The sequence below is a fragment of the Helicobacter sp. MIT 00-7814 genome, assembly GCF_003364115.1.
Taxonomy (GTDB): Bacteria; Campylobacterota; Campylobacteria; order Campylobacterales; family Helicobacteraceae; genus Helicobacter_F.
Genome location: NZ_NXLL01000012.1, coordinates 55,148 through 64,308, shown reverse-complemented (window position 1 = coordinate 64,308; position 9,161 = coordinate 55,148). Strand labels below are relative to the sequence as shown.

The window sequence follows — 9,161 nt, the reverse complement described above, 5'->3', positions numbered from 1 at the left end:
TGGCAACGCTCAAGGCGCGCGAATCACCACCATCGACAACACCGGCTCGACAAATATCACAAATGAGGGCACAATAACCACGCTCAATAACAACGCGGGAAATAATAGCGCGATTGGGAATCTTAGCAATGCTGGCTCTGGCTCAATTGCTACATTGAAAAATGAATCTAGCATTACAAGCCTCATAAATGCCGGCGCAATCGGTGATGCGAATAATACAAACAATAAGCTTGACAATCAAGGCTCTATAGGCACGCTTGGCAATAGCGGGACGATCTATTATGTCGATACGAGCACAAATAAGACTGGCGCTATCACAACAAGGCTAGAAAATCTCACGCAAGCAGGTGCGGGCACTACCAAAGCAACTATCAGCGGGGATATAAACTTGCAAAGCGCTACAGGCGCGGATGTGGTGGTGATAAATAACAACGCAAACATTGCTGGCATTCTAAGCAATAAAGCAAACTCAAGCGCAAGCATCGCAAATCAAAATGGCGCAACTTTGACAACGCTCACAAATACGACTAACGGCACAATCAAGGAATTGCAAAATACCGGGGCGAATTCTAATATCGCTACTTTTACTAACCAAACAGCGGGTAGGGTGGATTCTCTCACAAATCAAAATGGTGCAAAAATAGATACTTTCACAAATGAGGGCGACATCACCGCGATGGTAAACAACAACGCCACTATTGCTAACCTTACCAACACCGGCACAATCGCTGATTTGCAAAATAACGCAACCATTACAACTATCGCAAACAATGGCGGTGAGGCGACTATAAGAACATTTAATGGCTCAGATATTACTACTTTAACAAACAGCGCTAATGCGACTTTAAATCTCAATGCAAATGGTGGCACTATAGATGCACTTACCAATCAAGGCAACGCTACTATTACAAATAATGCTGGAACAATTGAAAGCTTAACAAATACAGGCACTACCGCTAATGCTAAGCTTACTAATGGAGGGATTATTACTAATTTAACCCTTCAAGGTGGCATATTGCAAGCAGATTCCACCAACACAGGCACTATCACTACACTAGAGAATCAAGCAGGAAGCAGCATTGCAGGTTTTACTAATGCAAATATTATCGAAACCTTTAGTAATGCTGGAAAAGTAGATTCTCTAACTAATACAGGCAATATCAATAAATTTACTAACTCTAGCACTATTACCACCTTAAATAACTCTAGCGCCATTACAGGCTTTAGTAACACAGGCACTATTACTAATTTAGAGAATTCTGGGCTTATTACAACCTTTACAAATATGGCCAACCATGATGCAAATATTAATACAAAAGAGCAGGGCGTTTTTAGCAACTTCACTAATCAGGGTAATATCACCTCGGACACGAACCTAGATATTAGAGAGGGATTCACTAATCAAGGGCAAATCACTGCTCAAGTCCTTAGTATTGTAGATGATTCTAAAAATCCATTTAACAACACAGGCACAATCACTTTGGGGACTGATGGCGTGCTAAACCTTACAAGAGGTGCTTCAAATGAGACGAGTCTTATTGGGGTTGTGGGCGTAAATCCAAATGATATTAAAGATTTATCTAACCTCGCCCACATCAATGGCACCATACAAGGAAACAACAACGCTACTAATACAAGCATTAACCTAAAAGGTTGGGCATTACAACTAAGCCTATCAGAAGATGAATATAACAACACAGGCACAAGCGCAGGAAGTAATTATGGAATTACTGATATAAACGCTCAAGCCCTAAAAGAGCATATTATCCTAGGTAATGGCGTCAATGTAGAAAATATCACAGCTGAAAATAAAGCAATTACAATCTATCTTACAAGAGAAGCTCAAGCAATAGGCGAGAGGTATTATTATAAAAATGTCATTTTGCAAAATGATGGACAAGGTAACTTTAGCCAAACCACTCACAATGTCGCTACCACAACAAATGGCACAACAGCTGGTGGTGCTACCAACACAGATACAACAACTGCAAATGGCGCCACTAACACAAATCTTGCAAATGGCGCAGTAAGTAACTCTCTCTCCTTTGCCTCTATTAACACAAAGCAAGGCACTGTAACAGTTACTTCAACCTTAGAACCCGGCAGAAATGAAGCCTACTTTGTATTAGGTGTAGAAGCAGATGATTCTCCGGGTATTGCTTTATCAAAAGGTGCAGTGCTAAGCTCTATGCGAAGAAGTGTGATGATAGATAATATTTTAGATTCTCTTTCAAGAAAAATGTTTCACTCTAAATATGATCCTAGCACAGCCACAGCTGCAAAAGTAAGACAAGATAGAGTGATTTTAACAAGAGTAGAGAAAAAGAATAAAAACTCTAAATTATTAAAAAATATTAAAGAATCTCAAGGAATAGATTCTAATAATGCAGAATCTAAGGATTCTAATCTTGCATTAGAAGATTCCCAAACAAACAATATTCAAAATGAAGCTAATCAAGCTCATGATGAAAGTGATGATTCTCTAAACAACACTAACGACACAGATGACAACGACAATGTAACCCTTGCAGGCACAACAAATATTTCTCAATCTGAAGAAATCCTTTTAACCAACAAAGACTTAGATTCTATAAAAGATGAATCTAACTACACTTACACAAGCAAAGTAAAAAAGCTCAAAGATACTATCACTCTAAAATACACCAATCAAGATTTATTAAGTGAGCTTAATCTTATATTTGTCCCCTACATTGAACCAAAGAGCTATGATAGCTTTATCCTTCCTTATGCAGTGCATGATAGCACAAACCTAGGAGCAGGCTCATCATCTACAGAATTAGGAATGGGAACACTTATAGGAGCACATAAGAATCTAAAAAGATTAGGAAGTGTAGGTATCTATGCAGGCTATGAATATAGTAATATAAACATAGGCAGAAATGATGGCTCTGCGAAAGTAGGTAATCAATCCTTTATGGCAGGAGCGCAATACTACAACACACTTTTAGCTAAAGGCTATAATGAACTCTATATAAAGACTATCTTAAAAGGTGAATTAGAAACACCAAATATGAGCTATAGCATGACTGATTTAGGCACAGCCAAAGCAAATCCTAATGTATTAAGTGCAGGAGCAGAATTTAGAATTGGTGCAAATATGTATAATATCTATAAAAACTCTTATATCTCACCAGAAATAGGCTTAGGCTATACCTTTATGAGTATAGATAGCTTTAGTTTGGATTATGGAGCATTGAGTGCAATTGAGACTTACACAAGAAGTAACTTTCACTTACCTGCATTAAGTGCTCAAATACGCTATGAAAAAGCAGTAAATAACAAATGGAGATATTCTTTACTTGCTGGAGCTAGATATAACTTAATACAAAGACATCTTATTACTCTAAGATTAGGCACATTTAGTGATAGCGCACATTTAGTTGTCCCTAGCTTTTATGTGTATTCAGAAGCAAGTGCGCATTATAAGATTAAAGAGAATCAAGAATTTAACTTCTCATACAATGGATTCTATCACCCTCAAGGCATAGCTACAGCTTTATCAATGAAATGGGTTGTGTGGTTTTAGGGGGCTAAATAACAGCACCAACCCCACAAAATAAATCCCTTGCGAAACTTAAATTAAGTAAAAACCTGCTACAATCACCCCTACGCGAGCTTAAAACAAATAAAGGAATCTCATGCTTACAAAAATTCTGATTGCTAATCGTGGCGAAATCGCAGTGCGCATTATCCGCGCATGCAGGGATTTGCACATACAAAGTGTGGCGATTTATTCACGCGCGGATAAGGATTCTATGCATGTCAAAATGGCTGATGAATCCTATGAAATAAGCGATGATCCACTGCGCGGCTATTTAGATTCTGATTTGATCGTGGAGGCGGCGCTAAAATTTGGCGTAGATGCGATACATCCGGGCTATGGGTTTTTAAGCGAGAATGCCGCATTTGCCAAAAAAGTGCAAGATGCCGGGATTATTTGGATAGGTCCAAATAGCGAAGTCATCGCCAAAATGGGCGACAAAAACCAAGCGCGCGCGATTATGCAAAAACACGGAATCCCAGTCGTGCCCGGCACTGAGCCACTTAATAAACTAAGTATCGAGGAAATCTCTAAAATCGCGCAAAAAATCGGCTATCCTGTGATTTTAAAAGCAAGCGCTGGCGGTGGAGGCAGAGGCATACGGGTGGTGGAGAAAGAAAGCGAGCTTGCAAAATTTTTTAACGCGTGCAAGCGCGAGGCGATGGCGTTTTTCAAAAATGATGATTTTTTTATGAAAAAATACATTACAAACCCCCGCCACATTGAGTTTCAGATACTTGCGGATAATTATGGCAACACAATCCACCTCTTAGAGCGCGATTGCTCTATCCAGCGTCGTCATCAAAAGCTCATAGAAATTGCGCCAAGCCCGCTTATAAGCGAGGCTTTGCGCCGTAGAATGGGCGCTACTGCCGTGGCTGCTGCAAAAGCTGTGGGCTACACAAATGCCGGAACTGTGGAATTTTTACTCGATGATTTTAATCGCTTTTATTTTATGGAGATGAATACGCGCATACAGGTTGAGCATGGCGTGACAGAGGAGATTACAGGGCTTGATTTGGTCGGAAGGCAGATTCGCGTCGCAGGCGGGGAGATTTTGGATTTAAACCAAAGCGATATCCACGCGCAGGGCTATGCGATTGAAGCGCGCATTAATGCTGAAGATGTCTCAAATGACTTCGTGCCAAATCCGGGCAAAATAACGACTTATTATCCCGCGCTTGGTCCTTTTGTGCGCGTGGATAGCTGTATTTATAAGGATTATGTGATTCCGCCTTTTTATGATTCTATGATTGCAAAGCTCATCGTGCGCGCTTCAAGCTATGATTTGGCGGTAAATAAACTCGCGCGCGCGTTGCAGGAATTTACCATTCGTGGGGTGAAAACGACAATACCATTTTTGAAAAATATTTGCCATGACAAAGACTTCCGCCGAGGGGACTTTGACACTTCATTTTTGGAGAAAAAAATCACTTCCTTAATCCCAGAATCCAGCGAAAATACCGATGATTTAGTCGCTGCCATAGCTGCGGCAATCGCTGCGAGATGTGGCGCGTAGGCAAAGAGATAGGCAAAAGAGGAATCCTTTTTGATTAGTATATTTTTATTCTACATTAGGAGCATTGATGCAGAATGTCTATGAGAGCGTGGGTGCGCTTGATAAGCGTGCATGCGAGAAGTTTGAGCTAAGCGCGCAGATTCTAGTAGAAAACGCTGCAAACGCGATGCTAGAGCTCATCAAGCAAAAAGCACACAAAAAAAGCGTGGTGACTATCATTTGCGGGAGTGGTGATAATGGCGCAGATGGCTACGCGCTCGCAAGGAAGCTAAGCGGAAGCTATCGCGTGAGAATCTATCAAGCAAAAGAGCCAAAAACGCCACTTTGCGTGGAAATGTGTCAAAAAGCGCGCTTGATTGAAGAGGTGCGGTTTATTAGCAAACTCACGCCTTGCGATGTTGTGGTGGATTGTCTTTTTGGGAGCGGGCTTAAAGGGCGCGTGGATTCTAGCTTAAATGAGATTATCGCGCAAAGCAATCTCATCGCAAGGCTTAATATCGCGTGTGATGTGCCTAGCGGGCTTTTGGGCGAGAGTGAGATTACGCCAAAAGAGGTGCAACTTTTTGAAACAGATTCTGCTGATGACGCGCCCACGCAAGCCATTTTCAAAGCGCATTATACAATGTGCATGGGCGCGCTTAAAAGCACGCTTTTAAGCGATGAGGCAAAGGACTATGTGGGGGAGATTCTCATTGCTGAGCTTGGGATTTCAAGGCAAAATTATGAAATCGCTTCATCGCTCAAACTTCTTGAAACAAGCGATATGCGCTTGCCAACGCGGGAAAGTCAAAATGCGCATAAAGGGAATTTTGGGCATTTATGCGTTTTTATGGGGAATAAAAGTGGCGCAGGCGCGCTCAGTGCGCAGGCTGGATTTGCCTTTGGTGCAGGATTGGTGAGCGTGGTGGATAAGCGCTCGCTTGATAGGGGCGAATTGCCTTTAGAGCTTATGAAAGCGCGCGCAATCCCGCAAAATGTCAGCGCGTATGCGCTTGGAATGGGACTAGGTGAGTTTAGCCCAAAGGTGCTAAATGAGCTGGCGCAACGAAGCGAACCTTGCGTGATTGATGCGGACGCGTTGCATTGCAAAGAAATACTTGAGCTTTTAGAATACAAAAGCTTGCTAGATTCCACACCGCGCGAAATCGTGCTAACACCGCACCCAAAGGAATTTAGCGCGCTTTTAGAAATTTGTGGCTTTGGGCGCGTGGGTGTGCTTAAATGGCAGGATAAAATGCGCCTTGCTTTAGAATTTAGCGCGAAATTCCCACATGTCACACTTTTGCTCAAAGGTGCAACCACCATCATTGCGAAAAATCAAAAGCTATTTTTCAACACGCTTGGAAGCGTCGCGCTGGCAAAAGGCGGAAGTGGCGATGTGCTAGCAGGTATGATTGGCGCGCTTTTAGCGCAGGGCTATGATGGGCTAAAAGCCACAATTAGCGCGAGCTTAGCCCACGCGCTTGCTGGAAGCTTAGAATCCTGCACCTACGCGCTCACACCACAAAAAATCATCGCAAATCTCGCAAAACTAGAAACACTACATTTATAAAAGGCTATTTATGCAAAAATCACAAAAAGACTTGACAAAAAACCTCGCAGACTTAGAAAACTCTTTGGATTCAAAAAACCCCGCTGGCGCGCCTGATATGCCATTAGTCATTGGTAGCAAAACCTTGCAATCGCGCCTTATTGTCGGAAGCGGGAAATATAAGGATTTCAAAACCACGAGAGAAGCCACGCTTGCCTCTGGCGCAGATGTTATCACCATAGCTGTGCGAAGGGTGAATATTTTAGATTCCACGCAGGAAAATTTGCTGGATTATTTTAAGGACACGCATATTTCATTTTTGCCAAACTCCGCTGGGTGCGTGAATGCAAATGAGGCGATTACGCTTTTTAGGCTTGTGAGAGAGGCTTGCGGGATTGATTTTATTAAGCTTGAAATTATTGGCGATACGCAAAAAACGCTCTATCCTGATGTGATTGAGACGCTTAAGGCATGCGAGATTCTCGCAAAAGAGGGCTTTTGCGTGCTGGCTTATACAAATGACGATCCCATTATGGCAAAGAATTTAGAATCTGCGGGTGCGAGCGCGGTAATGCCTCTAGCTGCGCCCATTGGTAGCGGGCTTGGGATACAAAATCGCTATAATATTTTGTTTATCAAAGAGGCAGTGCGTGTGCCTGTGATTGTCGATGCGGGCATTGGGTGTGCGTCTGATGCAGCGGTGGCAATGGAGCTTGGCGCTGATGGCGTGCTGACAAATACCGCAATCGCTACCGCGCAAAATCCCCTACTTATGGCACAAGCAATGAAGCACGCAGTAATCGCTGGACGCGCGAGCTTCCTAGCTGGTAGAATGGAGAAAAAGCCCTACGCAAGCGCTAGCTCACCAACGCAAGGTATGCCAAAGCTGTGAGGGCAACTTTTTGCATTGGTTTTGCGGATCTGTGCGTAAGGCTTTTTGCAAATATAGTTTTGTGAGCTAAAAAAATAAATATAAACGCGAGAAAGAATATTTAGAAGTGAGCGAGGGGGTTGTCCCGCCCACCAAAGAGACAAAAACTAAAGCTCTACGCACTCTTTATAAGTTTGCTTGTCGCTTGGATAGAGAATCCTTCCACAATGTGGGCAAGTAACGATTTCGGCATTTGAAAGCACTTCGGCGTAAGTTTTGTCGTTAATACGGATAAAGCACCCGCCACATGCTTGTTTAAACACCGGCACGACACTTGTATTTTTCGCCCAACGGCGGATTTTCTCATAAAATGAAATACTCTTAGAATCCGCCCTGCCTATGATATCTCTGCGCTTTTCAAAAAGTTTTTCTTGCTCTTTTAAAATCGCATCAACTTCGCTTTGCACGCTAGATTCTAGCTCTTTAATTTGTGCTTCAAGCGCATCTGCTTGTGTTTGCAATTCTTGCATATCCTCTTGCTTTGTGCGTAGCTTTAGCTGGTGAGCGTGGATTTCCTCATTTGCCACGCTTAGATTTTCTTTAGCGATGTCTTCTTCGATATTAAGCGCGCGAAGTTCTTTTTCACTGCGGATTTCTTGCTGTTTTTTAGCGATATCCTCGATACGCGCGACACTTTCGCCCACCATGCGCTCGCTTTCATTGATTTGGAATTGCAAGCCATCGATTTGCTCTTGGAGATTCTCAATATTTTGCAAAATTTTTGCTTTTTGCGCAATGCGAGAATCCAGCTCTTTGCGCACAAGCGCGATTTTTGGGTTAAAGTCATCGACTTGCTTATCAAGTTTTGCAAGCTCGAGGAGAATTTGAAGATGTTTGTTCATACGCGTCCTTTATAGATAAGTGATTGGATTTTTACAATCCGTAATTATAGCTTGATAACCTGCATTTTTCAAAATAGAATCTAAAATTTCTACAAAATATTTTTCGCTTTCATAATGTGGGACTTCCAAAAGGCTAAGCCCGAGCGACTTTGCAATCATCGCATCGTGGTATTTCAAATCCCCGCTAATAAGCAAGCCTTCCTTTGGCGCAAGCCTAGCAATGGTGCTAATCTCGCTAAACCCACTTCCGCATATCACAAACACGCGCGAGATAAGCTCATTTGCCTTAAGCGCGCGGATATGAGGGAGTTTGAGCTTTTGCTTGATATTTTGCACGAGATTTTCAAAGCCAATGGGCGTAATTTCGCTCGTGCAGTAAAGCCCTTCTTGACAAGATTCCATAAAGCCCAAAACCTCTTGTGTGAAAAATTCATTTAAATGGCTTTTGTCAAAATTTGTGTGCAGTGCGATAAGTGCGCAGTTTTTAGCGATAAGAATCTTTGCGAGATTTGCCGGGTAGGTGGTGAAATCAAAGTTTTTTAGACTTTTAAAAAATAGCGGGTGATGTGTCAAAATCACGCTATTTGGGCGCATAGCAAGCGCGATTTCTTCGGTTAATTCTAAAGAAAGATAAATTTGCTCAAATGTTTGAGTGAGCGCGCCGAGATTTAGCCCGCTATTATCCCATGATTCTTGCGTGTTGAAAGGCGCGTTAAAATCACAAAGCCTGTAGAGATAATCGATTGTGTAGTATTCTTTCATTATGGCTATTCCTT

General features: G+C 42.3%; 6 protein-coding genes. 4 read left to right on the top strand and 2 right to left on the bottom strand.

Annotated features, from left to right (window positions below; genetic code table 11):
• The 4 genes from CQA49_RS10010 to CQA49_RS05245 form a co-directional block, all read left to right on the top strand.
• Positions 1-3,547 (top strand): hypothetical protein (locus CQA49_RS10010; RefSeq protein ID WP_220271724.1); only part of this gene is annotated, 3,547 nt, incomplete at its 5' end.
• A 112-nt stretch (positions 3,548-3,659) separates the two neighbouring features.
• Positions 3,660-5,081, top strand: a complete 1,422-nt coding sequence (locus tag CQA49_RS05255; protein WP_115574918.1) for an acetyl-CoA carboxylase subunit A — start codon at positions 3,660-3,662, stop codon at positions 5,079-5,081.
• 67 nt (positions 5,082-5,148) lie between these two features.
• Positions 5,149-6,633: an NAD(P)H-hydrate dehydratase gene (locus tag CQA49_RS05250; RefSeq protein WP_115574917.1), complete on the top strand. Its 1,485-nt coding sequence runs from the start codon at positions 5,149-5,151 to the stop codon at positions 6,631-6,633.
• Between the two features lie 97 nt (positions 6,634-6,730).
• Positions 6,731-7,504, top strand: coding sequence for a thiazole synthase (locus CQA49_RS05245; protein WP_115574921.1), 774 nt, complete (start codon positions 6,731-6,733; stop codon positions 7,502-7,504).
• A gap of 146 nt (positions 7,505-7,650) precedes the next feature.
• On the opposite strand, the gene CQA49_RS05240 is transcribed toward CQA49_RS05245, so the two are convergent.
• Positions 7,651-8,385, bottom strand: coding sequence for a zinc ribbon domain-containing protein (locus tag CQA49_RS05240; RefSeq protein ID WP_115574916.1), 735 nt, complete (start codon positions 8,383-8,385; stop codon positions 7,651-7,653).
• A 9-nt stretch (positions 8,386-8,394) separates the two neighbouring features.
• Positions 8,395-9,147, bottom strand: coding sequence for a Nif3-like dinuclear metal center hexameric protein (locus tag CQA49_RS05235; protein ID WP_115574915.1), 753 nt, complete (start codon positions 9,145-9,147; stop codon positions 8,395-8,397).
• Positions 9,148-9,161 lie beyond the last annotated feature (14 nt).